The sequence below is a fragment of the Bacillus sp. FSL W8-0920 genome (assembly GCF_038593215.1).
GTDB lineage: Bacteria > Bacillota > Bacilli > Bacillales > Bacillaceae > Bacillus > Bacillus pumilus.
The window spans coordinates 763,989-790,340 of the sequence record NZ_CP151974.1 but is presented as its reverse complement, the minus strand read 5'-3'; the positions used below and the strand labels follow the sequence as shown (position 1 = coordinate 790,340).

At 43.8% G+C, this 26,352-nt stretch carries 23 protein-coding genes; 8 read left to right on the top strand and 15 right to left on the bottom strand.

What is annotated here, in order from left to right; translation table 11 throughout:
* Positions 1–203 precede the first annotated feature (203 nt).
* The 7 genes from NSS78_RS03765 to NSS78_RS03735 all read right to left on the bottom strand — a co-directional run bounded on the left by NSS78_RS03765 (position 204) and on the right by NSS78_RS03735 (position 9,545).
* Entirely contained in the window at positions 204–2,513 is a 2,310-nt protein-coding gene (locus NSS78_RS03765; RefSeq protein ID WP_342468298.1) for a collagen-like repeat preface domain-containing protein, read from the bottom strand.
* A 112-nt stretch (positions 2,514–2,625) separates the two neighbouring features.
* On the bottom strand, positions 2,626–3,711 hold the full coding sequence (gene ribD, locus NSS78_RS03760) for a bifunctional diaminohydroxyphosphoribosylaminopyrimidine deaminase/5-amino-6-(5-phosphoribosylamino)uracil reductase RibD (RefSeq protein ID WP_268458218.1): 1,086 nt from the start codon (positions 3,709–3,711) through the stop codon (positions 2,626–2,628).
* Between the two features lie 276 nt (positions 3,712–3,987).
* Positions 3,988–5,745: a WD40 repeat domain-containing protein gene (locus NSS78_RS03755; RefSeq protein ID WP_335365538.1), complete on the bottom strand. Its 1,758-nt coding sequence runs from the start codon at positions 5,743–5,745 to the stop codon at positions 3,988–3,990.
* Positions 5,746–5,749: 4 nt separating this feature from the next.
* On the bottom strand, positions 5,750–6,553 hold the full coding sequence (locus tag NSS78_RS03750; protein ID WP_050945774.1) for an SUMF1/EgtB/PvdO family nonheme iron enzyme: 804 nt from the start codon (positions 6,551–6,553) through the stop codon (positions 5,750–5,752).
* A 33-nt stretch (positions 6,554–6,586) separates the two neighbouring features.
* Positions 6,587–7,312, bottom strand: a complete 726-nt coding sequence (locus NSS78_RS03745) for a GTP cyclohydrolase II (protein WP_212046299.1) — start codon at positions 7,310–7,312, stop codon at positions 6,587–6,589.
* Between the two features lie 278 nt (positions 7,313–7,590).
* Positions 7,591–8,247 (bottom strand): methyltransferase domain-containing protein, encoded by a 657-nt coding sequence (locus NSS78_RS03740; protein ID WP_342468297.1) that lies wholly within the window; start codon positions 8,245–8,247, stop codon positions 7,591–7,593.
* Between the two features lie 950 nt (positions 8,248–9,197).
* Positions 9,198–9,545 carry a general stress protein gene (locus NSS78_RS03735; RefSeq protein WP_003214326.1) on the bottom strand — a complete coding sequence of 116 codons (348 nt, stop codon included), beginning with the start codon at positions 9,543–9,545 and terminating at the stop codon, positions 9,198–9,200.
* A gap of 221 nt (positions 9,546–9,766) precedes the next feature.
* Here NSS78_RS03735 and NSS78_RS03730 point away from each other — a divergent pair, with 221 nt between their 5' ends.
* Both NSS78_RS03730 and NSS78_RS03725 read left to right on the top strand, forming a co-directional pair.
* Positions 9,767–10,156: a YfmB family protein gene (locus NSS78_RS03730; protein ID WP_003214189.1), complete on the top strand. Its 390-nt coding sequence runs from the start codon at positions 9,767–9,769 to the stop codon at positions 10,154–10,156.
* Positions 10,157–10,264: 108 nt separating this feature from the next.
* Complete coding sequence (locus NSS78_RS03725) at positions 10,265–11,269, top strand: NADP-dependent oxidoreductase (RefSeq protein ID WP_050945772.1); 1,005 nt, start codon at positions 10,265–10,267, stop codon at positions 11,267–11,269.
* 35 nt (positions 11,270–11,304) lie between these two features.
* On the opposite strand, the gene NSS78_RS03720 is transcribed toward NSS78_RS03725, so the two are convergent.
* Positions 11,305–12,447 carry a DEAD/DEAH box helicase gene (locus NSS78_RS03720; protein ID WP_342468296.1) on the bottom strand — a complete coding sequence of 381 codons (1,143 nt, stop codon included), beginning with the start codon at positions 12,445–12,447 and terminating at the stop codon, positions 11,305–11,307.
* Between the two features lie 152 nt (positions 12,448–12,599).
* On the opposite strand from NSS78_RS03720, the gene NSS78_RS03715 reads away from it, so the two are divergent.
* Entirely contained in the window at positions 12,600–14,153 is a 1,554-nt protein-coding gene (locus NSS78_RS03715; protein ID WP_044141251.1) for an ABC-F family ATP-binding cassette domain-containing protein, read from the top strand.
* A gap of 216 nt (positions 14,154–14,369) precedes the next feature.
* Here NSS78_RS03715 and NSS78_RS03710 read toward each other — a convergent pair whose 3' ends face one another.
* From NSS78_RS03710 to NSS78_RS03700, 3 genes are all read right to left on the bottom strand, one after another.
* Complete coding sequence (locus NSS78_RS03710; protein WP_003214465.1) at positions 14,370–15,560, bottom strand: MFS transporter; 1,191 nt, start codon at positions 15,558–15,560, stop codon at positions 14,370–14,372.
* A gap of 56 nt (positions 15,561–15,616) precedes the next feature.
* Positions 15,617–16,042 carry a MerR family transcriptional regulator gene (locus NSS78_RS03705; RefSeq protein WP_003213966.1) on the bottom strand — a complete coding sequence of 142 codons (426 nt, stop codon included), beginning with the start codon at positions 16,040–16,042 and terminating at the stop codon, positions 15,617–15,619.
* A 147-nt stretch (positions 16,043–16,189) separates the two neighbouring features.
* Positions 16,190–18,073 carry an ABC-F family ATP-binding cassette domain-containing protein gene (locus NSS78_RS03700; protein ID WP_050945769.1) on the bottom strand — a complete coding sequence of 628 codons (1,884 nt, stop codon included), beginning with the start codon at positions 18,071–18,073 and terminating at the stop codon, positions 16,190–16,192.
* A 133-nt stretch (positions 18,074–18,206) separates the two neighbouring features.
* Between NSS78_RS03700 and NSS78_RS03695 the strand changes: the two genes are divergently transcribed.
* Together NSS78_RS03695 and NSS78_RS03690 are read left to right on the top strand one after the other, a co-directional pair.
* Complete coding sequence (locus NSS78_RS03695) at positions 18,207–19,274, top strand: glycosyltransferase family 2 protein (RefSeq protein WP_003214241.1); 1,068 nt, start codon at positions 18,207–18,209, stop codon at positions 19,272–19,274.
* A gap of 186 nt (positions 19,275–19,460) precedes the next feature.
* Entirely contained in the window at positions 19,461–20,852 is a 1,392-nt protein-coding gene (locus NSS78_RS03690) for an amino acid permease (protein WP_050945768.1), read from the top strand.
* 36 nt (positions 20,853–20,888) lie between these two features.
* On the opposite strand, the gene NSS78_RS03685 is transcribed toward NSS78_RS03690, so the two are convergent.
* Both NSS78_RS03685 and NSS78_RS03680 read right to left on the bottom strand, forming a co-directional pair.
* The gene (locus NSS78_RS03685; protein WP_024424583.1) at positions 20,889–21,122 is read right to left on the bottom strand and encodes a hypothetical protein; all 234 of its coding nucleotides are present in this window, start codon (positions 21,120–21,122) and stop codon (positions 20,889–20,891) included.
* Between the two features lie 6 nt (positions 21,123–21,128).
* Positions 21,129–21,386 carry a hypothetical protein gene (locus NSS78_RS03680; protein ID WP_003213975.1) on the bottom strand — a complete coding sequence of 86 codons (258 nt, stop codon included), beginning with the start codon at positions 21,384–21,386 and terminating at the stop codon, positions 21,129–21,131.
* A 65-nt stretch (positions 21,387–21,451) separates the two neighbouring features.
* Here NSS78_RS03680 and NSS78_RS03675 point away from each other — a divergent pair, with 65 nt between their 5' ends.
* On the top strand, positions 21,452–21,931 hold the full coding sequence (locus NSS78_RS03675) for an Hsp20/alpha crystallin family protein (protein WP_137055408.1): 480 nt from the start codon (positions 21,452–21,454) through the stop codon (positions 21,929–21,931).
* Here NSS78_RS03675 and NSS78_RS03670 read toward each other — a convergent pair.
* Entirely contained in the window at positions 21,912–22,139 is a 228-nt protein-coding gene (locus NSS78_RS03670) for a hypothetical protein (protein WP_050945766.1), read from the bottom strand. The two genes, NSS78_RS03675 and NSS78_RS03670, sit on opposite strands and share 20 nt — an antisense overlap.
* A gap of 83 nt (positions 22,140–22,222) precedes the next feature.
* On the opposite strand from NSS78_RS03670, the gene NSS78_RS03665 reads away from it, so the two are divergent.
* Positions 22,223–22,576 (top strand): hypothetical protein, encoded by a 354-nt coding sequence (locus tag NSS78_RS03665; protein WP_137055410.1) that lies wholly within the window; start codon positions 22,223–22,225, stop codon positions 22,574–22,576.
* A gap of 5 nt (positions 22,577–22,581) precedes the next feature.
* Here the strand turns inward: NSS78_RS03665 and NSS78_RS03660 are convergent, their stop codons facing one another.
* Positions 22,582–23,997, bottom strand: coding sequence for a DASS family sodium-coupled anion symporter (locus NSS78_RS03660; RefSeq protein ID WP_226804755.1), 1,416 nt, complete (start codon positions 23,995–23,997; stop codon positions 22,582–22,584).
* 261 nt (positions 23,998–24,258) lie between these two features.
* Here NSS78_RS03660 and NSS78_RS03655 point away from each other — a divergent pair, with 261 nt between their 5' ends.
* On the top strand, positions 24,259–26,298 hold the full coding sequence (locus tag NSS78_RS03655) for a penicillin-binding transpeptidase domain-containing protein (RefSeq protein WP_342468295.1): 2,040 nt from the start codon (positions 24,259–24,261) through the stop codon (positions 26,296–26,298).
* Positions 26,299–26,352 lie beyond the last annotated feature (54 nt).

Sequence of the window (26,352 nt, the reverse complement as noted above, 5' to 3'; positions counted from 1 at the left end):
CCACATTTTCCAACTTTGTTATCTGTTGAAAACTACACTTCTTTATGAATTCACCATTTATTTAAATCTATACAAAAAACGAAAACGATGCTTGAAACTGTTTAGCACATTCTTTTTCTTAAAAAAGCTTTAGTATTACAAAAAAATCCAGTGCGAGATCAAAATTCATCTCGCACTGGCAGAACAAGGTTTGGATTAGAAAATTAATCGATTCGGAATAGTATAAGCCTTGCCAGTGAATAATCAATGGACTGACCGCTAAGGTTTCTTAACGAAATCGTTGTACCCGCAGGGATTTGCCCAGTAAAACCAATAGCATTAACTTCTTGACCAGCTGTTGTTCCGTTGTTATCACCAGTACCAGTACCACCTACACCATTAAGCTGTATGGCTATACTTGTTGGGCCAGCCTGACCAGCAGTCGGAGAAACTAGTGCATTGACATAATAATTACCCGCCACCTGAACCGTGAATGTGTCTGGAGCTGTAAAAGTCACATTGTTCAAAAAGGTGGTTCCAGTAAATGCAAAATTTGCACCGTCAGCAACAGTATCAGCTCCCGTAACTACACTGGCAGACGCGGTCGCTAGTGCACCGGTTGCACCCGTCGCTCCTGTTGGACCAGTGTCACCTGTGGCTCCTGTTGGACCGGTGGCTCCGGTGACACCCGTGGCTCCGGTGGCTCCGGTATCTCCGGTGGCTCCCGTTGGACCGGTGGCCCCTGTGACACCCGTGGCTCCGGTGGCTCCGGTATCTCCGGTGGCTCCTGTTGGACCAGTGGCTCCGGTGACACCCGTGGCTCCGGTGGCTCCGGTATCTCCGGTGGCTCCCGTTGGACCGGTGGCTCCCGTGGCTCCGGTGACACCCGTGGCTCCGGTATCTCCGGTGGCTCCCGTTGGACCGGTGGCCCCTGTGACACCCGTGGCTCCGGTGACACCCGTGGCTCCGGTGGCTCCGGTATCTCCGGTGGCTCCTGTTGGACCAGTGGCTCCGGTGACACCCGTGGCTCCGGTATCTCCGGTGGCTCCCGTTGGACCGGTGGCTCCCGTGGCTCCGGTGACACCCGTGGCTCCGGTGGCTCCGGTATCTCCGGTGGCTCCCGTTGGACCGGTGGCTCCCGTGGCTCCGGTGGCTCCGGTATCTCCGGTGGCTCCCGTTGGACCGGTGGCTCCCGTGGCTCCAGTTACTCCGGTGGCTCCTGTATCCCCGGTGGCTCCCGTGGCTCCAGTTACTCCGGTGGCTCCTGTATCCCCGGTGGCTCCCGTGGCACCCGCGGCCGCTAATAGCGTATAATCTGGCGACGTATCTGGCGTACCTGTTGGCGGCGCTGTATTGACGATATACGTTCCGCCTTCAAATGTCACCACTTGACCTACTGGATAAGTAGGTGCTAATGCTGGGTCAAATGCTACGATGCCAGCTAATCCTACGCCGGTTGGACCTGTATCTCCGGTGGCTCCCGTAGCTCCGGTTGCACCTGTTGGACCTGTATCCCCGGTCGCTCCGGTGACTCCTGTATCTCCGGTGACTCCTGTTGCCCCTGTCGCTCCCGTGGCTCCTGTATCTCCGGTGACTCCTGTTGCCCCTGTCGCTCCGGTTGCACCTGTGGCTCCCGTGGCTCCCGTGGCGCCTGTATCTCCGGTGACTCCTGTTGCCCCTGTCGCTCCGGTTGCACCTGTGGCGCCTGTGGCTCCTGTATCTCCGGTCGCTCCTGCAGCTCCTGTTGCCCCTGTCGCTCCCGTGGCTCCTGTATCTCCGGTCGCTCCGGTTGCACCTGTATCTCCAGTTGCTCCGGTGACTCCTGTTGCCCCTGTCGCTCCGGTTGCACCTGTGGCGCCCGTGGCTCCTGGATCTCCGGTCGCTCCTGTGGCTCCCGTGGCTCCTGCTGCTCCCGTGGCTCCCGTGGCTCCGGTTGCTCCCGTGGCGCCTGTGGCTCCTGCTGCTCCCGTGGCTCCGGTTGCTCCTGTGGCGCCTGTTGCTCCTGGATCTCCTGTGGCTCCCGTTGCTCCTGTGGCTCCCGTTGCTCCTGTGGCTCCTGCTGCTCCGGTTGCTCCTGTGGCGCCTGTGGCTCCTGGATCTCCTGTGGCTCCCGTTGCACCTGTGGCGCCTGTGGCTCCTGCTGCTCCTGTGGCTCCTGTGGCTCCCGTGGCGCCTGTGGCTCCTGCTGCTCCCGTGGCTCCGGTTGCACCTGTGGCTCCTGCTGCTCCCGTGGCTCCGGTTGCACCTGTGGCTCCCGTGGCGCCTGTGGCTCCTACTCCTGGTCCCGTTGGACCTGTTGGACCTGTTGGACCTGCTGGGCCTCTCCTTCCTCTCCCGCCTGGAGGACCTTGAATGACACAAACACAAGGATCTTTTCCGCAACAAGGGTTTTTCACTGGTCTTCTTGTTTGCCCTTTCTTACATCTATCACATTCCCATCCATCATCTTTATACGCATCATACCAGCTTCCTTTTTGGTAATGGGATTTAGAATGAGAGGGATAGGTTTTGCCGCATTGTCTACATCTTTTCATAGAATCACCCCCATCCATCGTATTCAACCTCATGGTGAAAGGTGTATGTACATTTTTATTTTTATTTGGAAAAGTTGAGAAGACCTTGCGCTCCATACACAAGGTCTTTGTTTCATTGAAATCTCATCGTCATTTTTAAATCTTTTCCTACCATACTATATTCAATATCCGCTGGACGGATCGCCTCTTTTAGTTTTTTCACACCCTCTCCTTCAAAGAAAGTAGGTGCGTCTTTCCCTCCGATCAATAAAGGCGCCATATAGATAACGGCTTCGTTCACAAATGATGCTTCTAAAAATGACGCACTCACACTGCCTCCTGCCTCAACAAGCACTGACATCACAGAGCGCTTCTTCAACATGTGTAACACATCCTGAAGATCTGTCCGATGTTCTCCGCTTGTGACAAATACTTGATGTCCTTTTTGTATCAGCTGATGATACTTTTTTTGATCGTAGTTTTGTGATGTACAAATAATGGTTTCCGCCATGTGATCTGTTAAGCTTTTGGCATGAAGCGGAATTCTTAATGTGGAATCTAAAATGACACGAATGGGCTGGGTCATGATTGAATCTTTCACAATAAGACCTGCATCATCTTGAATAATCGTTTCGACACCTGTTATCACAGCATCTGCTTCTTGGCGCAATTGCTGCACTTCTTGCCTCGCTTCTGTTCCTGTGATCCATTTGCTTTCAAGTTGAGCTGTGGCAATTTTCCCATCTAATGAAATGGCTGATTTTAAGATGACGTAGGGAAGGTCTGATTGAATGAAATGGAAAAAAGGCACATTTAAGCGATCCGCCTCCTGTTTACATATTCCTTCATCTACTTCGATCCCTGCTTGTTTCAACACGGTAATCCCTTTCCCTGCTACAAGCGGATTCGGATCTTGCGTCGCAATGACTACTCGTTTCACACCACTTTTGATAATCGCTTCTGTGCAAGGACCCGTTTTCCCATGATGCGAACAAGGTTCGAGCGTTACATACAGATGAGCTCCTTCTGCCTTTTCTCCTGCCATGTGCAGTGCATGAATTTCAGCATGAGGTTCGCCCGCCTTCATGTGAGCACCCATTCCAACAATTTCACCTTGCTGCACAATGACTGCACCGACAAGCGGATTTGGGGAGGTTTGCCCTTTCATTGCCTTTGCGTTGGCAATCGCCAGTTTCATATAAAACACATCGTCTTTCATGTGAGTCTCCTTTCTTCTCTTTCAAGGGAAAGAACTCCTTCAGGAAATGAAGGAGTTCTATTCTCATATTTTTTCCATCCGTTTCTTTTCAGAACGATCATAGTAAGGCAAGGAATAAAAAAGTTTATATGATGCTCGTTGTTTACAAAAACAGCATTTGCGACATTCATATTTATTAATGAGGAGCACATGCGGACAATTGAGTACAGTCAGACCTTTTTTCATATGTTCCTTGCAAACACTTATCATGAGAATCCCCCGCTTACATTCTTTTTCTTAATGAGAGATTACTTCTTTTGGAAATTGTTCAAATAAGCGCAGTACTTCGGTATACGTGCCATCTTCTCGAATATGATAAATCCCACCATCATACGAGCTTGCGTATACATCATTGCCTAATTGTCTGATGGCACTAATTCCATTCTTTGCAATTCTAATTGGGCCAGTATTGACCCCGAGCTCTGGATTCCACACAACGATATAGCCCCAATAATCTCCGCTCACAATATAGCCAGAGTCTGTGACAGAGACCGATTTAATCGAATACTGGTGTTCATTATGCTGGTCTAAAATTCTTCCTGTATGCAAATCAAACAATCTCACATTCTTGTCACGGCTGACAATGGCAATACGATCTCTTTTGCTATCAATGAATACGTCATTTAATAGCTCAGTCGCCCCGATATATTTCGCTTTTAAAGACAAGCTCTTCTTATCTAAAAGACAGATGGTTCCTTCTACCGCAGCTGTGATGATATGATCTCCTTCTACTTTTAGTGCTTTCACAGCACAATCGTGTGCTTTGGAACGGCCAACTTCCTTTAAATGCTCCGTCGAAATGACATGTACATAGCCGCCGTAAGTTCCAATATAGAATTGCCGATCCTCCTCGTGGAAATACACACTGTTGACCGGCCCTGTATTGAGATCAAACGAAACCATTTGCTGTAATGATTCATGAACAATATGCACCTGACTTGCATGATCTCCCCAAGCATAATAGCTTCCATCTCGTGCGACAGCCACTCCATTTGTTAAAACGCCTGTCGATTTAGCGATTTCAATCCCATTCTTTCTGAATTTTCCGTCATCTGATGCTGTGATGATATCTCCCGCATCAGTCAGTGCAATATCATTAATAGATGGTGTCGCCATTTCGATCTCATCTGATACCACTTTCCCCTTTTCAATAGACCATTCACAATACGTTTTTCCAAAGCTGGCTCCTAGGATGGATTTCTCATCCTCCGTCCAGACAAGCGAGCGCTCCCACTGATATTTATGAGGGAGAAGAGTATCAACCAAATCCCCTGTTTCGTAATTCCACAGCTTAATTAAATGGTCATAGCCTGCTGTCAGCAAGTAATTGCCGCTTGGAGAAAAGTTCACACGCTTGACGCCCTGTAAATGAGCTTTGATGATTTTTTTCTCCTGTAAAGTCACCGCATCATAAATAATAACGGTGCCATCGTCTCTGCCAAGTGCGAACACTTCTTTTTGATTGCTGCCGCTGATTGTGTCCAGCTCATAATCAAACGGACCGATTTCCCCTACAATTTCACCTGTATCATACAGCCATACAAGAACATAGCCATCATCACCTGTTGTATAAGCTTTATCGCCATGTATCCATACAGCTAATACATCTTTGCTATGTCCATGAAATTCTCTTAGGATGGCTCCTGTTTCGATATCCCAGACTAAGCATCTTCTATCTCTAGACACCGATACAAGCAACGTATCCTGCTTCGCAAAAGCAACGGCTTCTACATCATCCGCATGACCAAACAGGGTGCGAATTCGAGTATGAGTACCTGTATCAAACAATTGAATGGTATAGTCTGACGATGCACTCGCTAAATACTTTCCGTTTTCAGAAAGAGATAAAGAGTTAATGATATGCTCGTGACTTCCAATAAACGTTCCTTCTCCTGTCGCCCGGTTCCACTGATAAATACAGCGGTCATAGCCGCCAGTGTAAACAATTTGGTCCTGCTGAGTTGATAAAACAGATGTAATTGGTCCTCTATGCATAGTTTTACACTCCCACCTTTATATGTTGTTTTTGACGAGTCATTACACGAAAGCCAGTAAATCGAAAAACAGGGTCTGGGTGCTTTCCGTGTCTTCTGGCGACTCTGCATAAATCTCCGCCTCTTGCAAAGGAGCCGCCTTTTAAAATGTAGTAATCACTGCCAAGCGTTTCCGTTAAATCATCTACGACCTCAATGCCGCCTTCGTACACATGATATTTGGTGTTGACCCATTCCTCGACGTTGCCCCCCATATCATAAAGACCGAATAAGGATCTGCCCTTTTCGTAATGGCGGACAGGCGTCGTTTTTTCGATATTTGATTCGTACGTATTACAGGAAGAAGGGTCAAACTCATCTCCCCACGGGTATTGATTTCTCGTGTTACCCCGGGCAGCATATTCCCATTCTTCTTCAGTAGGAATCGACACGTCTATCCCGAGTTTTCCGCTCAGCCACTGACAGAATGAGAAGGCTTCCTCGATCTCCATGCCCCACGCCGGATGATCTTTCCCGCCGCCAAGCTCTTGATTCGTTAAGCTCTCTGGGTACGACTGGCCTGTTTCATCACAATAGCTTTGATACCATTCATTGGTGACGACCGTATCTGAAATGAAAAATTCATTGATATACGACTGATAGGATGGAAATTCTTTATACAGCCATTTTTGAAATTTTTTCTCACGGCCGTAAGTTGGATTGAGAAGCTTGTCCTTCCAGAATTCTGATGCCTTTTTCATATCTTCTTCATTACTTCCGATTGTTGCATAGCCGCTTGGGATTTGAATCCAATTGATTTCAGGTTTCACGCTTTTCTCCCGCCTTCTTTAAAGTAAACTCATCTACTGATTAATTAATTTTTTCTCATCGACCATATGCCCTGAGGCTGCTTTTGCTTTTAAATAGGCTTCATTATAGAGAGAGGCTTCGACCGTATGATCAAACCGCAAAACAGGAAGACCGTAGGCAGCAATGGAATCGACTTTATCTGGATTGTTCGTTAGGAGATGCATTGGTTTCCCTTTGTTTAAATAGTGCAGAACAGCCGCTGCCTCCTCGTAAATCCGGTCATCATCTCCGCAGCCAATCAGGCGGTTGGCTTCAAAAGTATCCAGCTGCATTTCCTGTAATTTATACGTCAATGCTTTCGCCATCAGCCCAATTGACCGCCCTTCTTGATTGGCCATATAGACGAGCATGCCTTTTCCGTAATCGGTGATTTTCTTCAGCGATAACGCAAGCTGTGGACCGCAGTCACATTTTAGTGACCCAAACACATCCCCTGTTTGGCAGACACTATGAATTCGCACAAGCGGCGGCACCTCATTTTCAAAGTCGCCAAATAAGAGACAAGAGGAAAAGGTTTGCTGCGCGGTACTCATTTGGACAATAGATTCGATCGTTGGTTTTGTCTCCCCTTCAACAGGTGCGAAGGCATACCATTTAAATGGCACTTCTTCATGTTGAATGGAGATTGGCAGGTTCACTGGGCCCACGAGCAAATAGTTTTTTTCTTGAAAGGTAAAATGATGAATCATTGATTGTAATTCATCTACAAACTTGTTCATTTGTCTCCCCCCTATTCATCGCTGCACCCAAATCGACTCACGTAGCGCAGTGATGGTGATGAATATGTGTCCGCACTAATAGCTTAAAAGAACATGGATGTGCGTTTCCTCTTATCCTTCAGACCTTGATTCCACCTATTCTAGCGATATGTCAATCTAGGTCTTTTCCAGTACAAAGGAGCAGAATTCTTGGTTCATAACGCCTTTCCCTTACATGTTGTGCACAGGCTGTTTCTTAGAATGAACACCTCTGCTACGTTTGAGTGTTCACCTTTGTACTAGATTTTGACGGCAATGACATGATGCTGGCTAATGCCGGCTTTTGCTTTTAATGGTGTAATCGATACAAGCTCCAGACCTGATGAACAAATTCTTTCTCCAAGCTGAGAGTCTGAAAACGAAAAGTGGAAACGGCCATCCTCTCCGATTAATCCTGTTCTCCACTCTTCTCCCCATACAACAAGTGAGAAGACGCCGCCTTCATGAAGCAAAGAGGAAACCTGTATTAAATAACGCTCATGATCATCAGGGTGCTGGTGATGAAAGCAGCCATGATCTAAAATTAAATCAAACTGCATCCCTCGACCCTGGCCCATCGACCAGGACATAAAATCTTGATGAACAAAATGGACAGGAACCGTTTCTCTTTTCTGTAATCCTACCCACTCCTCATGCTCATACAGGTCGATGCCGACATATGCGGAAAGCCCGCTTAAATGTTCAAGTGCCCGGCCGTTCCCGCACCCGATATCCAGCACAGAAGCAAGTGCATTCTTTTCCCTTGAACGCCATGCCTTTAGTGACACCACGGCTGCATCTGTTAAAGATGGATCAGTAGACCACATATCTGTTCTTTTCTCATAATGTTCTTGAAATGCCATTCGCATTTTTTCTAGATACAACCCACTGTCTTCATGGTATAAAGCCTTTTTCATCACAGGACCTCCTTCTATTTAAAATCGACTTTCCGGGCAAAGGTCATTTTCAAGCCAAACACCTTATGTTAAAATGAAAGATGGATTTTTTAGGAAATCTATTTTCTGAAAAAGGAGAGAAGCATCCCACATGTTCACTCTTCTTTTTCAGCATGCATCCTCATATGCAGCCATTTGACAGCTGCAGCGCCTCAGCTTGTTCTCTCTTTTTTTCATATGAGTTCACCTCCTTCACCGTTCGATCAACTCACTGCCTTTCTTGAAAACGCTTTCTCTATTGTGCAGGAATACGACGTCTTTTAATTATCTCTTGCAAAGTGATCATATTAGAAAGATCATCTACTGTTTAAATCGACTATCATTTCTTCTTCATGTAAAAAACCATTTTCTTGTGTTTTAGTAGAAATTTCCCGAGTGCTTTTACCTTGGTTTTATGCCACCACCTATCACTAGAGTGTGCCTAGAATAAACCCATCAGAAATTTAACAACTACTTCCATAACAACTGGAATAAGCCAAATATATTGTTTTTAGATTATTTTGTCAACAAATTATTTCCTAAACATTAAAATGAATTTTCTAATTGAAAATACAGGTATTTTTCGTGGTTTTTTGACCTCAAAACACTTATTTCTACATAAAAACACAACATAAACCAATAGAACTAAGAAATTTATCTACTAAATTACACAAGATTCCCATTACATTTTGAAACAAAATTGAAAGATACAATAATTATTTCCCGAATAGATTTTTGTGATATTTTGACTATTCCTTTCTCATTTCCTATCATTTTCTTTGGTATATCTGCATTTTCAATTAGATGATTTACTGTTTATTCCAATCTGCTGTTTTTTCTTAATATAGGGAAAAAGATGCATCCTCTCCTTCAGAGATGAAGGCATGAAAAAAAGCCCCTTACGAAAGTAAGAGACTTTTTTCAGTTGGCGATTATGCCCAAGTTTTCACTTTTTCATGGTCTGTCACAAAGAGAAGGACTTTCCCTTCGTCTAAATGTTCTTCAAATGTTTCAGCTTCTTCTTTAGAGAAACCAATTTCATGGATTTTATTTCGGAGCTCATCGCCCTTTTTACTAAAGATGTTCCCAACAGCATGTTTCAGTCCAACTTCTCTTGGACCTATCGTATTGGCATCTGCGTTTCCAGCAATACGCTCTGTACGATCATCGTCATGGGACAGAACATAAATGTCCTCTCTTGCAACACCGAGTGATTTTAATTGCTCTACATCTCTTTGAAGTGTTTCATCATTTGAATACTCTCTTACAACAGGTTTCATTTTATATTCCTCCTTTAGCGTCTTACGAATCTTTTACCCGTCACTTTTATCATTAAACCTTCCTTGAGCACATCCATTTTACATTGTGTACTAGCCATGCCTATTGACTTATTTTTGACAAAAACCCTGTAAAAATGACTAAATTTTCAGAAATATTATGTTCATCCCTGCTATTTTGGTGTACAATTCTTATACTGGAGGCTAGAAATGAGGTAGAGCTGATGTATTACTTTTCAGCGGAGCAGCAGTTTAATGCTTGGGTTGTCAGTGATTTGGTGAAACAGCTTTTTCAAAAGTGGAATCCTGAAGAAGCAAAAGCAAAGCCGCTTACATTGTTTGCTGAACAGCACTTTCGCATCTCCATTGATTATCTCTTTTCCATCATTATTAACATTGGAGATATCGAGTCAATTGAACAAGATCCACAAGACCTGTTGTCCTCATACTTGAATATCCTTTTTCCTTTTGTGACGCGCGATATGATGAAAGCCTCCATGCAAAATGCGAACGAATATTTATTAAAAGAACGTGATGCGGACGTGTATCAGCTGTTTGGCTGTCTGCCACCGCTCCTCTCTGTTGACTTCCAAAAAAGTAGTCCTCATCTCTGAGATGGCGGCTGCTTTTTTGTATGTGCTTGAAATAGACCGTATGTTTTGAATGAAAAGAAGCATCATGTTAATGTAAATCTAGGTTGCAAGTGAAAGGGAGGATTTGACATGAGTCAACAAAAGCAAATTCAATTAGCCAAACGTCCACAAGGATTACCTACAAAAGATGTTTTTCATTTTGAAACAGTCGACATACCTGTGCCACAAGATGGTGAAGTCTTGATTCAAACGAAATATGTTTCTGTAGATCCTTATATGAGAGGACGAATGCAGGATACAAAATCCTATACACCTCCATTCAAGCTAAATGAAGTGATTCAGGGCGGTGTTGTCGGAGAAGTTGTCGAGTCTAAATCGTCTCAATTTGAAAAAGGTGATTTTGTTCTTGGATTCCTTGGCTGGCAAGAATATTCTACAGCCAAAGCTGAATCTCTGACTAAAATTGATCCATCCATTGCGCCATTGTCCTATTATTTAGGCATTTTAGGCATGCCAGGACAAACCGCTTATTTCGGTCTTCTTGCGATTGGTCAGCCAAAAGAAGGCGAGACCGTTGTCATTTCTGGGGCCGCAGGTGCTGTTGGTTCCGTTGTTGGGCAAATTGCTAAGATCAAAGGCGCTCACGTCGTTGGGATTGCGGGATCTGATGATAAGCTGGCTTATTTAAAAGAACTGGGTTTTGATGAAACGATTAATTATAAAACAACAAATGACTTAGATGATGCTATTGCAAAGGCATGCCCTAACGGCGTCGATGTGTATTTTGACAATGTAGGCGGCGAAATATCTGATGCTGTGATGAATTATTTGAACCGCTTCGCACGTATTCCAGTGTGCGGCGCGATTTCGTCTTATAACATTAGCGCAAGCGAGGACATCGGACCGCGTGTGCAAACAAAACTCATCAAAACAAGCGCATTGATGCAAGGCTTCATTGTTGCCAACTATTCAGATCGTTTTGAAGAAGCAGCAAGAGATCTCGCACAATGGGTAAAAGAAGACAAACTGACTTACAAAGAAACAATCATTGAAGGCTTTGACAACATTCCTGATGCATTCCTCGGACTATTCAAAGGGGAAAATGTCGGAAAACAGCTTGTCAAAATTTCATAAAAAGAAAGGACCCTCCATGTGGAAGGGTCCTTTTTCTATGCTTGCTTTGGCTCAAGATGCAGCTGGCCTTGCTTATAAACAATTTCCTGAAGCGAAAGATTCAGCTTTTTCGCCATTTTTTTGAGCGTTGTATGCTCTGGAGGTGTGACTAGGCTGATGACAGCCCCTTCTTTTCCTGCGCGACCGGTTCTGCCTGAACGGTGGATATAGCCTTCTTCGTTTGGCAGGTCGGCATGGATCACGTAAGGCAGATCGTCAATATCGATCCCTCTTGCTGCGATATCTGTTGCAAGAAGAAGCGGGAATTCACGCTGTTCAAATTCCTTTAAGATGATAGCTCGCTCTGCTTTTTTCGCTTCACTATGAAGGACACCGAGGTCGACATGGTGATATGCTAATTTCTCTGCATAAATGCTTAAATTCGTAATATCACGCACAAAAACGAGCGCCTGCATGTCCTCAAGCCGTGATAGCTTTTGCAGTAGTTTCACTTTGTCACGCTGGTCACATAACAGATAATAGTGTCCTACTTTCTGCGCTTCTTCCTCACTTCTAGCAATTTTCAATACTTCTGGTTCAGACGTCATTTCTTTAATCAGTTGGACCGTTTCGTCTTTTAAGGTCGCAGAGAAACAAAGAATTTGTCTTTCTTTTAATGTGGATTTAATGATCGCTTGGATCGTTTTCATATGCTCTGGCACAAGAAGCTGATCTGCTTCATCTAGCACGATTGTTTTGACTTCGTGCATTTTTAGTTTCTTGATTTTGATTAATTCTTGTACACGGCCAGGTGTTGCGACAACGATGTTCGGGTGTTTCTTTAGTTTTTCCTGCTGCTTTTTAATGTTCGCTCCACCAATCAAGGAGATCGCTTTGATGTCTGATCCTTGTTTGAACTCTTGAACGACATCAAAAATTTGCATCACAAGCTCTCTTGAAGGTGCCAAGATTAAGACTTGCGGGTGCTTGATATTCACATCGATTTTATTTAAAAGCGGCAACACATACGCCAGTGTCTTCCCCGTTCCCGTAGGCGATTCTGCAATCACATCACGCTTCTCCGTAATCCATTCTGCTGTTTTTTCTTGTATAGCTGTTGGTTTTTCAAAGCCAGCCGCTTGGAAGTTCTCTTGTATAAATGGCTTTGCTTCTTTCAAAAATGCCCAATTTTCTATCATGTCGATCTCCTTTATCCTCATTCAATCTATCCTTTAGTATCTCAAAATCAGCTTTGAAACGCAATTTTTCTTTTGATGCTTTTATCGAGCCGGACAGTTCGATATAATCATGAGAGGCACTAGCCGTTTTGAATCTATTTGAGGTGTAAAAAATGATATTATCTGTTAAAGATTTAAGCCATGGCTTTGGCGACAGAGCCATTTTTCACGAAGTCTCCTTCCGTTTATTAAAAGGCGAGCATGTCGGCTTAATTGGCGCCAACGGTGAAGGAAAGTCAACGTTTATGAATATTATTACTGGTAAGCTGGAGCCAGATGCAGGAAAAGTCGAATGGGCAAAAAATGTCCGTGTTGGCTACCTTGATCAGCACACTGTGCTAGAAAAGGGAAGAACGATCCGCGAAGTCCTTCAGGATGCATTCCACTATTTATTTTCCATGGAAGCAGCGATGAATGACATTTACGGCAAAATGGGTGAAGCCGATCCTGATGAGCTGGAAAAGCTGTTAGAGGAAGTGGGCGTTATTCAAGATGCGCTCACAAACAATGATTTCTATATCATTGATTCCAAGGTTGAAGAAATAGCCAGAGGTCTTGGGTTAACGGATCTCGGGCTAGACCGTGATGTGACGGAGCTGAGCGGCGGGCAGCGTACAAAAGTATTGCTTGCGAAATTGCTGTTAGAGAAGCCAGAAATTCTCCTTCTCGATGAGCCGACCAACTATTTAGATGAGCAGCATATTGAGTGGCTGAAGCGCTATTTACAGGAATATGAAAATGCGTTTATCCTCATTTCACATGATATTCCGTTTTTAAACAGCGTCATTAACTTGATCTATCATGTTGAAAATCAAGAGCTCACGCGCTATGTTGGTGATTATGATCAATTTAAACAAGTGTATGAAGTCAAAAAGCAGCAGCTTGAAGCAGCTTATAAAAGGCAGCAGCAGGAAGTCGCTGAATTAAAGGACTTTGTTGCAAGAAACAAAGCACGTGTCAGCACAAGAAATATGGCCATGTCCCGTCAGAAGAAGCTGGATAAAATGGATATGATTGAACTCGCAGCAGAAAAGCCAAAGCCTGAATTCCACTTTAAGACGGCACGGACTTCTGGGAAATTGATTTTTGAAACAAAAGATTTGGTCATTGGTTATGATGAACCGCTCTCTCGTCCATTAAATCTGAAAATGGAACGCGGGCAAAAAATTGCGTTATACGGCGCTAACGGGATCGGAAAAACGACATTGCTGCGAAGTCTCCTTGGAGAAATCTCGCCAATTTCGGGTGAGGTGGAACGCGGAGAATTCCTTCATATTGGCTACTTTGAGCAAGAAGTAAAAGAGCAAAACAGCAACACCTGTATTGAAGAGGTATGGGGCACCTTCCCTTCTTACACGCAATATGAAGTGAGAGCCGCTCTTGCAAAATGCGGATTAACGACAAAGCATATTGAAAGCCGCGTGTCTGTATTAAGCGGAGGAGAAAAAGCAAAGGTCCGTCTTTGCAAGCTGATCAACGAAGAAACCAACTTACTTGTTCTCGATGAGCCGACCAATCACTTGGATGTCGATGCAAAAGAAGAACTAAAACGTGCATTAAAGGAATACAAAGGGAGCGTCTTATTGATCTCTCACGAACCTGAATTTTATCAAGATGTAGCCACTGAAACTTGGAATTGCGAATCTTGGACGACCAAAGTATTATAGGCTTCAGATTGTTGACAAAGGGCTAAAATGATCTTTATTTTAGCCCTTTGTCTTCTTTTCAGCATGATAGAAAACCTTTGAAGTCTAGGAAGGACGAGTACCGGAGTGGAGCGAATTGAACATTCGTGAGCACCGGAACGCAGTCCTGACAAAGAATGCGAGGGTTTGTCTACAAGCTGAGCCATATATCTGATGCAGATATATGGTTTTTTCTATTTAATGACCTGCTTGAATATTGATGAGATGCTTACGACCAATCAGCAGGATGATCATGCCTAACAGAACGACAGCCGCCCCAACATAGTAAGGGGTGCTTGCTGTATAAGATTCAGCAAGTACGCCGGCAATCCAAGGAGCAATCGCGCCCCCAATAAACCGTACAGCACTGTAAGAGGATGAAGCAATGGAACGCTCAACCGGTGCTGATCCCATCACAGCGGTCGTGAGCACAGTATTGATCATGCCAAGAATACCCCCAGCAATCACAATTCCGCAGATGACGACGACTACATGTGAAGTCCAGATCCCAATACCGAATAAAATCACAGCAAACGAAGCAAACAGAACCACAAGAGAAGTCAATGTCCCAAGCTTGCGATGAATGACCGGCGCTGAGAAGACGGATGTCACAGCTAAAAATAGTCCCCATCCAAAAAAGACATAACCAAGACCATGCTCATCCAGATGAAGCACAAATGGCGAATATGCTAAAAGCACAAAGAAACCAAAATTGTATAAGAAAGCGGCAGATGCCATCGTTAAAAGCCCTTTATATTTTAACGCCCCGACAGCCTCGAATAATTTCACCTTTTTCTGAGGTTTTTGCATCGGTGGAAGCATAAACGTAATGGCTAAAAGAGCAACAAGCATTAATACCGCAACGCCAAAGAATGGTCCGCGCCAAGAGATCGTCCCAAGCTCTCCGCCAAGCAGTGGTCCAACCGAAATCCCAAGACCTAGTGCAGCCTCGTATAAAATAATGGCCTTCGCACTTCCTCCAACAGACACGCCAACAATGACAGAGAGAGCCGTTGAAATGAATAAGGCATTCCCGATGCCCCATCCGCCTCTAAAGCCGATTAATTCGTTAATCGTTGAAGAGGTACCGCCTAAAGCAGAAAAGACAATAATAAAAATAAGTCCGATTAATAACGTCCATTTCGCACCAATCCGGCTAGAGAGAAAGCCGGTAAAAAACATCACAAAGCCGGTCACAAGTAAGTAGCTCGTAAATAAAAGAGAGACCTGACTTGGAGATGCATCTAATTGTGATGCAATGGCCGGCAAAATCGGGTCCACAAGTCCTATCCCCATAAATGAAATCACACATGCAAAGGCAACAGCCCAGACGGCCTTCGGCTGTCTAAGCAGACTTGTACGCTGTTTTAACACTTCTTCTTCCTTCATTCCATCAGAACCTTTCCTTCAAATGTTGACAAAATAAAATAAACACACAGAGGTGTTTATTTTTGTAATTGCTCAATTGCATGAGCCGCTTTATCTTTCATCGTTTCAAGATCCTTTTTAAAGGATTGAATCGTTTCAAGCTTTTTTGTAATCAATTGATGCTGCACAGTCAGCTGCGCATCCATATCTAACAGCTTCTCTAATCGTTCCTTCGGATCAAGCGACAGCAAATAGCCTTCTTTATTTAGCTCTAACTGCTTTCCTATTTCCATAAACGATTGAAGCTCTTGTAAAGAAAAGCCGAGTACCTCTTTTGCCTGCATTACTTTCTCTAGTTCTTCCATGTCGTCCTCTGAGTACAGTCTGACACCGCCCTCTGTCCGCTTTGGTGCTGATAATAAACCAATCTCTTCATAGAAACGAATCGTCCGTTTCGTCAGCCCGCTTCTTTTCGCCACTTGATCAATTTTCATCCATTCCATTGCCAGTGCCTCCTGCTCATCAATTCATGATTTATTATACACCTTTATAACCTTAACGTAAACGTAAATGTTTAAGTTCTTGATTCTCTCATGTTTTGATGTAAAGCAAAAAAACCTGTAGAATGTTCTACAGGTTTCATATTAGGATTAACCCTCTAATTCCTCAATCATGATCGACAGTTCTGTCCAGCGGTCCATTGCTTGTTCTAGTTCTTCAGCAACGGCTTTTTGTTCGTCCATCAGCTCTTGAATTTTCCCAAAATCACTGCCTGCTTCTGCAATGCTGGCTTCAAGCTGCTGATGTTTTTCCTCTAATGCCTGAATCCGGTCTTCAATTCCGTCCCATTCAAGCTGATCTTTATAAGAAAGTTTTTTTCTCTTTTTAGGCGCCGCTTCTACTTGTTTCTCAGCAGGCTTTGTCTCTGTCCGCTTCGCCTCTTTTTCTTGCTCCATGTAATCGCTGTAAGCACCTTGGTAGTGTGAAATGCGGCCATTTCCTTCAAAGACAAGCAGACGGTGAACCACTCGGTCTAAGAAATAACGATCATGCGATACGGTCATGACAACGCCAGGGAACTGTTCTAAATAATCCTCTAAAATGCTAAGTGTCTCCGTATCAAGATCGTTCGTCGGCTCATCTAGAAAGAGAACATTCGGTTCTTCCATTAAGACTTTCAGTAAATACAGTCTGCGGCGTTCTCCCCCTGACAGTTTGCGAATAAACGTCCGCTGCATGGATCTTGGGAATAGGAACCGTTCCAGCATTTGCTCTGCTGTCACTATGGCGCCATCAGATGTCTTAACGATTTCAGCTGTTTCCTTGATGTATTCAATGATCGTCAGCTCTTCATCCATTTCCTTGTGATCCTGCGTGTAATAGCCAATACGAACGGTTTGTCCAATTGTCAATTGTCCTGAAGTCGGTTCAATTTTACCCGCGAGACAGTTGAGTAGCGTCGTTTTTCCGACTCCATTCGGTCCGATAAATCCAATCCGGTCGCCCGGCACGACTAAGTCTGTAAACCGCTCCACAAGGTTCTGGCCAGCAAAGGAAATCGATAAGTCTTCTGCCTCTATGACTTGTTTTCCTAGGCGATGGGAACCGATGGCGAAATCCAGCTCTCCCTTCGCATCAGGCCCTTTTTGATCCATCAGCTCTTCGGCTCTGCCAATGCGTGCTTTCTGCTTCGTCGTTCTTGCTTTTGCCCCTCTTCTCAGCCATGCAAGCTCGCGTCTGAGTAAGTTTTGACGCTTCGTTTCTTTCACCTGAGCCTCTGCTTCTCGTTCCGCTCTTTTTTCTAAAAAGACTTCATAATTTCCTTTATACGTATAAAGCTGTCCTTGATTCAATTCGTAAATCCGATTGGCCACCCGGTTGAGGAAATAACGATCATGCGTCACCAGAATGACAGCACCGCTGTATTGACTCAAATATCCTTCGAGCCATTCAATCGTTGCATTATCGAGATGGTTGGTTGGCTCATCTAAAATCAGCAATCCCGCAGGCTGAATTAAATTTTTAGCAATCGCGACACGCTTTTTCTGTCCGCCTGATAAGGCATGAACAGAACGGCTCACATCTTTGACGCCAAGCTTTGTCAAAATCGTTTTGGCTGACAGGTTCGCATCCCATGCGTCTTCCTGATCCATTCGATTTTGCATGCGCATGAGCGCCTCTTGTTTTGCTTCATTTTGCGGATCATGCTCTAAATCAGCGAGTGCCTGTTCATATGCCTTCATCGTTTGAATCATGGGTGCTGTTCCAGAAAAAATGTAATCGAGAATCGTTTCATCCCCGTTCATTTCAGGGTCCTGCTCAAGAAATTCGATATCAAGTGTCCCTGCCTTCGTGATGTCACCCTCCTCAAACGATTCAAGTCCTGCAATGACCTTTAGGAGCGTTGACTTTCCTGTTCCGTTTGGTCCAATCAATCCGATGCGTTCCTTTGGTTCTATATGAAAAGAAATATGATCAAACAGCGTTTTCTCGCCATAGGTTTTATATAATCCTTCAACATTCAATAAACTCATTTTTATCAGCCCTTACATAGATTCTTCCTTTATTCTAAATCAGCCAGTAGCAGAAAACTAGTTTTAAAAAACCTGCTGCTGAAAAGAATGTTTCCTTTTGCTGCTCGATACACTATGAAGAGGTGATCTAAAGATGGTAACCATTAGCTTATGTATGATCGTGAAAAATGAAGAGGAGGTGTTAGCGGACTGCCTCTCCTCTGTTCAAGACATTGTCGATGAGATGATCATCGTTGATACAGGTTCAACAGATCGTACGAAGGAGATTGCTCACTCCTTTTCAGCACAGGTACTTGATTTCGAATGGGTTCAGCATTTTGCCAAAGCCCGCAATTTCGCTTTCTCACGTGCAACGAAAGAGTATATTTTATGGCTTGATGCAGACGATGTTCTGCTAGAAGAAGACCGTCAAAAATTTCTTCAGCTCAAAGAGACACTCGATCCTTCGGTAGATGCCGTCTCGATGTTTTATCATGTGGGATTTGATGAAGACGGTCGGGTGAATTTTAAATATAGAAGAAATCGCCTAGTGAAGCGTGCCTTAAACTTTCAATGGTACGGAGCCGTTCATGAGTATCTTCAAGTGTATGGCAACATCTTTCCAGCCGATATCGCCGTCACACACCAAAAGCGTAAGAAAACAACCGCTGGTGAGCCTGGGCGCAACTTGCGAATTTATGAAGATATGCTGGCAAAGGGAGAGAACATGACACCCCGTGATCTCTTTTACTTTGCCAATGAATTAAGAGATAACAAGCAGCATGTCAGAGCGATTCGTTTTTATCATGAATTTTTAGCGACAAAACAGTGCTGGATTGAGGATGAAATTCGCGCATGCCAATATTTAGCCGACTGCTATTATGCGGTAGGTTTCGAGGAAGCGGCTTTATCCTCATTATTACGTTCTTTCTTATATGATCAGCCTCGGCCAGAATTTTGCTGCCGGATCGGGGATCATCTAAAAATTCAAAATAAACATCAGGCAGCGATCTTTTGGTATGAGCAGGCGCTGAAGGCTCCTGAAAACGAAGCAGCCTTCACACTCACACAGTATAAAACGTGGTATCCTCACCTTCAGCTTTGCTATTGTTATTATCAGCTCGGCAATTTGGAGAAAGCCAAAACACATCACCTTGCCTCCGCCGCCCATAACCCCACTCATCCAAGTGTGCTGTATAATGAAAAAATATTTACTAAATAGACATAGACTATCTATCGCCACATCCGCCTTCCATCTCTTGGCGGATGTCTCTTTTTAAGCACAAATTCGATTGTGGCGTTTAATACTTTAGTGATTTAAAGCGTTCTCCAACCAATTGACTAAATTATCATTTAAGCATATACTAACACTCGTCTTACGAAAAGATTTATCCATTAGGAGGTCAACATGAGTTCTTTATTTCGAAAAAAGTCTCTCGACCAGCTCATGCTTGAAAGTCAAACGAAGCGGCTCAGCCGATCGTTAAATACGTTTGATTTAATCTTGCTTGGCATTGGCTGCGTGGTCGGGACTGGTATCTTTGTGATTACGGGGGTTGCTGCTGCGAAAGATGCGGGACCTGCGATTATTATATCTTTTATTTTAGCTGCGATCGCATGCGCCCTTGCTGCTTTTTGCTACGCTGAATTCTCCTCGTCCATTCCTGTGTCAGGAAGCGTCTATACGTATTCCTACGCAACACTTGGGGAATTTCTCGCCTTCTTAATGGGCTGGGATCTCATGCTTGAATATGTCATTGCGCTCTCTGCTGTAGCAAGCGGATGGTCGTCCTATTTTCAATCACTGCTCAGTGGATTCGGTCTGCACATACCGAAGGCATTATCAGCTGCACCTGGAGCCGCTGATGGAGCCGTCTTTAACCTTCCAGGCGCACTCATTATTTTGCTCATCACCTTTATCGTCTCAAGAGGCGTCAAAGAAAGCACGAAGCTGAATAACATCATTGTGCTGATTAAAATTGCCATCGTCCTTCTCTTTATCATTTCTGGCTTTGCTTACGTCAAACCTGAAAACTGGACACCTTTTATGCCGATGGGCTTTCACGGCGTGATTGCTGGAGCGGCGACTGTCTTTTTTGCTTACCTTGGATTTGATGCAATCGCTAATGCGTCTGAAGAAGTCAAAAATCCTCAAAAGGCGATGCCAATCGGAATCATCGGTGCGCTCGGTGTTTGTACGATTTTATACATTGGTGTTTCATTCGTCTTAACAGGCATGGTTCACTATACGAAGCTGAATGTCAGTGACCCTGTCGCATTTGCTCTTCAAGTTGTTGGCCTGAATAGTGTGGCGGGCATTATATCCGCAGGTGCTATTATCGGGATTACGACAGTGTTAATTGCACTTGTTTATGCTCAAGTTCGCTTAACCTTTGCCATGAGCCGAGATGGACTCATGCCGAAAATCTTTTCAAACGTTCATCCAAAATCGAAAACACCGGTTGCCAACACTTGGCTCACAGGTGCTGTTGCGGCATGTATCGTTGGATTCGTTAACTTATCTACGCTAGCGAATTTAGTCAGCATCGGTACACTTGCAGCCTTTACGGTGATCTCTATCGCTGTGATCGTACTACGGAAAAAACATCCGAATATGAAGACAGCTTTTAAAGTACCTTTTGTACCTTACCTTCCCATTATTAGTGCGGTCATTTGTATGATATTGGCTGCTACACTGAAATGGGAGACATGGAGAGCCTTCCTGATCTGGGTGGCCATTGGTGTCGTTGTCTATTTCACCTATGCAAGACGAAAAAGCCATCTGAATGAAACAAATTAGAAAAGAGACACGGGATTCCCGGTCTCTTTTTTTTGCTTAAACCACGCTGTTTTTGACTGAATTTGAGTCCACCATATCTGGATCTAACACGCTTGAAATCGGTATGACAAGCGGTGAACAATCTCCATTGTCCTCTCCAAATCCTTGGTTCAATTTCATTGAGAGAAAATAATCGATCTGCTGATAAGGACCTAGCGTCAGTGATGCACCCCGATCCATTGCATTGATTTTAAAAGCACCGACATTGACGACTGAGGGTGAGAATAACATCACACGTCACTTCCTTTGAATGGGTTTAGCTGCTGGTGAAAAAGAGGCAGGTGAGTCCACTTGATCTCGATCATCTACATGGCTTTTTGTCCCGACAAAACCGCTCGCATCTCCAAAATTTTGTCCGTACCCCTGATTTTTTTTATCTGAGTTTTGCCACTCTGCTAACAAATTTTGTCCGACATTCACCGCCGATGCATTTTCAAAGGAATTAATTTTTAACATGAAAATATTAATATTGATATACGGAGTTGGTTGAACCACAGATAAACCTCCTTTTTATAGGTATATGCAAGCACCCATCAAGTATGTTAACAGGAGGTCTTCACATGGACTTCGAAAAAATGAAGCAGTGGATGGATATTGCCCAGCAAATGCATGGGGATGATTTTTGGAAAATGATCTTCGATGATGAGCAAAGATCTCCCTTTATGGCAAATGGTCCATCTCCCTTTACATTCACTCAGCAGGATCAGCGCGGCCCAGACGCGTCGTTTCCACCAATCGACATGGTGGAAACCGCGACAGAAATTCAGTACTTAATTTATTTACCTGGCTACCGAAAGGAAGATGTACAAGTGTTATCATATGGTGAATATTTGGTTGTGAAAGGACAGCGTCTTTCCTTTTTTAATGAGCAGGATTTTCGCCAAAAGCAGGGGAAGTATGGTCCGTTTGAAAAGAAAATCCGGCTTCCAGAAATGATTCTTGGACAAATGAATGCGGCCTTTAAAGACGGTGTACTTTATATCAGGCTGCAAAAGGATGAAGGAAAAGCGACTGCTATTATCATAGATGACGAATATTGATACTCACGGCGTCGATTTGATCACGATCATCAATCGATTCAATCGGAAGGATCGTGATCACGCCATCAGCATTCTGTTCCCCAAAGCCATTGTTCCTTTTGATCGTACTGCAATGATTGCGAACAAACGTCGAGCCAAACGTCATAGATGATCCTGTGCCAATCGAATTCGTTTTCATATGAGCAATGTGAATCTGAGTAGGCAGCATGTGCGTCTCCCCTTTCTTGTCATCTCTATAAGTATATATCTCACAGCTTTTCCATAGACTAGATCAAGGCAGAAGAAAAGGTTGTGGTCTACTTGAAACATTTCATTCTATCACTCTTTAAAAAAACTGAATCCAGTCCATCCCCCTCTGTCACCGAGCTGGAGAAAAGGCTCACCGCTCTCGAGCAAAAAATGTCCGCACCAGCTTCTCCTGTCTCAGAGGATACACACATTCATATCGAATCCCTGCATGTGGACAAAATTGATTACCATTTAGAGTTTGGGGAGCTTTCCATTGATCAGCTTCAAGGCAGGCTCAATATTGGGGCAACCTATTATACGCCAAAGGACACGCACATCAAAAAATCAGCACCTCCACCGAAGCCAAAAGAAACAAAAACACCGACAGTCTCGATTCGATCAAAGCCATCATCTTAACCCGCTCAACTTTTAAGCACAATCGGGAGCCAGAAATACACCGCAAGGACAATCACCACAATACTCATGATATTTAACCAAAAGCCTGCCCTGACCATATCAGATATTTTCAGCACGTCCGCACTAAAGACAGCGGCATTTGGCGGTGTGGAAATCGGCAGCATAAACGCACATGAGGAAGCCAAAGCAGCCGCAGCCATTAACCCATAGGGCTCGATGCCAATCGCAAGCCCAAGCCCTACCGTAATCGGAATAATCATATTGGCAACAGCTGTATTTGACATAATTTCAGTCATAAACAAAATCGCTCCCGTTAAAATGATTAATAGCATGATATACGAAAGCCCATTTAAATGCTGTAGATTTTCCCCGATCCATCCTGTTAGATTGGTTTCTGCAAAGCCCGTAGCGAGTGAAAGCCCACCTCCAAACAAAAGCAACAGCCCCCATGGTAGCTGTTTCATATCCTGCCATTCTAATATTCTCTCTCCGTTTGTTGCTGGAATGAGAAATAACAGCATGGCACCGAAAATGGCGATAGATGTATCAGATACGGTGATCCCTCCAAACAAAAAGAGCTTAAAAATCCACAAAAACGCCGTCATAAGAAAAACACCAAACACCCATTTCTCCTCTTGTTTCATTTTCCCTAAATTCTCTAATCCCTTTCGAATGAACGTTACACTCATTTCACCTGTGTGCTCTACTTTGAACTGTACCTTGGTCAAATACAGAAATAAGAGAATGAGCAGAATCATCGCAACAGGAAAACCAAACAAAAACCACTCAAAAAACATAATTTCCCGATCTAATAGCTTTTTTGACATTGCAGCAAACACAGCATTTGGCACAGACCCAACAAGTGTTGCCAAACCACCAATTGACGCTGAATACGCAACCGACAATAAAATGCTTTTACTGAATCGCTCAAGAGATGGACCAGCTAAGATGTCATTAGCCTTGACCTCTTTAATCACAGCCAGTGCCACCGGAAGCATCATCAGGGCTGTCGCTGCATTTGAAATCCACATAGATAAAAAAGCAGTCGCGATCATGACACCTAATACAATGCGGTCGCTTCGTGTGCCAATCACCTTTAAAATGTGTAAGGCCATTCTTCTATGCAGATTCCATTTTTCAATGGCAATTGCAATCATAAATCCTCCCATGTACATAAAAACGATCGGATCTCCATAAGCTCTTGATGTCTGTTCCATAGAAAGCCCGCCAAGTGTCGGCAGTAGGATGATGGGCAATAAAGATGTTGCAGGTATGGGCAGTGCTTCTGTCACCCACCATGTAGCCGTCCAAGCGGTAATGCCCAAGACTACCCTCGCAGCATAGGTCAATTCATTTTCAGGTATGAGAAAAAGAATGAGCAAGAAGAGTGCCGGTCCAAGAACAAGTCCAATCACATTCACCTTTTTATAAACGATAACAATTCCCCCCTATTGAAAGCGTTTGTATATTTTTCTATTTTTTCACATTCGATGATCTCTTAAGAAATCCTTTAAATCATAAGAAAAAATGAAGATATCTTTCATAGAAACAAGCTATCATTTTCGTCCCTTTCCCAAAACCATGACATCGTGCCTTGGTCTATTTTCATAGGAGAAACTATACAAATCACGACCAATCACTGTAAAATATAGAGGATCTAATCAAAAATTGAGGTGTTTTCATTGTATACGGATCAACGAAAATCATTTTGGAAACAGAAAAAAGTCATGATCCCCATTCTTAGTATCATCGTAGTTGCTGCCGCTTTCTTTTTCTTAAAAGATTCTCTTTTTTCAAAAGAAAAAGAAGCTTTAAAAGCGGCTCAATCCTTTACGAAACAAATGGAGAAGAAAGACTTTACAAGGCTGGCTGATGAGGTAACAAGTGCGTCTTTGAAAGCCAATGACTTCTCAAAAAAACAACTAGCCGAAAAATACGACAATATCTTTAACGGAATTGGTGCTTATGATCTGAACATATCAAAGCTCAACGTCGAAAAACAGGACAAAGGAAATGGGTATCAATTTTCCTATGATGTGACAATGAAAACGTCATTGGGCAAGCTGCAAAAGCTTTCTTACAAGGGCGTTCTCTCAGAAGAAGATGACAAATGGAAAGTCGACTGGAAGCCAAATCTCATCTTCCCGCAAATGGAGAAGGGAGATACCATCAAGGTCAAATCAGACCCTGCTGTCCGTGGAAACATCGTCGATCGAAAAGGGCGTACCCTAGCAGAAACAACTGGTGGAAGCGCACTTGGCATCATCCCAGGAAAGCTTGGCACAGGGGAAGAAAAAGAACGCAATATCAAAAAAATCAGCAAGGCGTTTGATTTAGATGAAGAACTAATCGACAATCAGCTGAAACAAGCATGGGTCACAGACGACACGTTTGTCCCGCTCAAATCAATGTTAGAACAGAAGCCGATTCCAAAGGATATAAAAGGCGTCACCTATCAATCGAAGGAAATGCGTTACTATCCTTATAACGAAGCCGCCGCCCATCTCACCGGCTATGTCGGGAAAGCAAATGCAGATGATATCAAAAGAAATCCGGCATTAAAAGCTGATCAAATCATTGGCAAAACCGGTCTTGAATTCACATTTGACAAAAACTTGCGCGGACAAGATGGCGGAAGCATTTTGATCGTCCATGATGAAACAGGCATTGAAGAAACATTGCAAAAGTCAGATCGACAAGATGGAAAAACAGTGAAGCTGACCATTGATGCCTCTTTACAGAAAAAAGCCTATGAACAGCTGAAAGGTGAAAAAGGGGCCGTCACGATCATGAATCCATCATCGGGGGATCTATTAGCGCTTGTCAGCGCCCCTTCCTATGATGTCAATCTTATGACAAATGGGATCACACCTAAGCAATATCAGGCATACAGTGAAAACCCAGATCTCCCATTCCAAGCCCGGTATGCGAGCCGGTATGCACCAGGGTCTACATTCAAAACCATTACAGCAGCCATCGGGCTGGAAACAGGTGTCACAAAGCCTAATAAAGTACGCACCATCCATGGACTGAAATGGCAAAAGGATCAATCTTGGGGCAATTATCGAATTACACGAGTTCACGATAAAGAAAACGTAAATATGGTTGATGCCCTCGTGTACTCAGATAATATTTACTTCGGACAGGAAGCACTGGAAATTGGCAAAGACACCTATGAGAAAAAAGTGAAAGCATTTGGGTTTGGCGAAGATTTGCACATGCCATTTACAATGAAACCAGCACAAGTATCAAACGACGGCATTCAATCGGACATCTTACTTGCTGACTCAGCATATGGTCAAGGCGAATTACTCATGTCACCGATTGAACAATTACATGCCTATTCTCCATTTGCAACAGGAGGCAAGCTTGTCTATCCTCGAGTCGTTCAAGATGAGAAAACAGCATCACCAAAACAAATCATCAAAGAAGACTCGGCAAATACAGTGAAAAACGCGCTCACTCAGGTCGTGACGAGTCCAAACGGTACAGCTCACTCCTTACAAATTGAAGGAGCTGATATTGCCGCTAAAACAGGAACGGCAGAGCTGAAAAGCAAACAAGGAGCGACAGACGGTTCTGAAAATGGATTTTTACTTGCTTTTAATCCTAAAAAAGAAGATTACGTCCTCGTCGGCATGATTGAAGGTGTAAAAAATCGCGGTGGTAGTGGACTCGTTATTCAAAAAATGAAGCCTGTCATCGCAACTTTTTATAAATAACCATTTAGAGACACAAGCGCTTGTGTCTCTTTTTTCTAAATCATGACAATTTGC